Origin of the sequence: Psychrobacter sp. FME13 (assembly GCF_014861395.1) — a bacterium.
Taxonomy (GTDB): Bacteria; Pseudomonadota; Gammaproteobacteria; order Pseudomonadales; family Moraxellaceae; genus Psychrobacter.
In genome coordinates this window covers 1-700 of the sequence record NZ_RRYV01000362.1, presented here as the reverse complement: position 1 = coordinate 700, position 700 = coordinate 1, and the positions used below count along the sequence as shown (strand labels likewise).

General features: G+C 36.7%; 1 protein-coding gene. It reads left to right on the top strand.

The genetic code is table 11. From position 1 onward, the window contains the following. Positions 1–58: 58 nt before the first annotated feature. Complete coding sequence (locus EI164_RS16600) at positions 59–679, top strand: AIPR family protein (protein WP_318779574.1); 621 nt, start codon at positions 59–61, stop codon at positions 677–679. Positions 680–700: the final 21 nt, after the last annotated feature.

The window sequence follows — 700 nt, the reverse complement described above, 5'->3', positions numbered from 1 at the left end:
CTTTTACATCAATTATGGCTACGTCTGATGCCAGCATACTTTTTAGAACACCACCAAAATATCTAGTGTAATGGATTTGCAGATTGTGAACGGTGGCCAAACAACTGCTTCGTTGGCACGGGCAAAAATTAAGGATGCTAGTAAAGCAAATCTATCAAAAATATTTGTGCAAATGAAGCTAACTGTTATTGATGACGAGAAACAGAAAGAAGAGCTTGTACCACAAATTTCACAATATGCTAATACTCAAAATAAAGTTAACATGTCAGACCTGTCTTCCAATCATGGTTATCATATAAAAATTGAAGCGTTATCTCGTAAGATCTGGGCACCTCCACATGACAAAGCGGTTTCTTGGACGCCTAATAATGCCAAACTCGGTTATAGAGAAACTTTATGGTTTTATGAGAGATCTAGAGGTCAATATGATGAGATGCTAAATAAACAAAGTGGTGTGCATAAACTAAAATATCCTAAGTATCAGCTGTTTAGGAAGACAGACCTTGCTAAGTATATGATGGTTTGGGAAACAGATGAGCCTAAGTGGGTCAATATGGGTGCCCAAAAGAACTTTGGGAAGTTTATGGATTCTATTGGTCTAAGTTGGGGGAAAAATAGCTTTCAAGATAAAGTTAATGAGCTTTATTGTAGTGGCATAATTAAATTGGACAACTGCTAAGAGGCTATACTAACCCAAAGA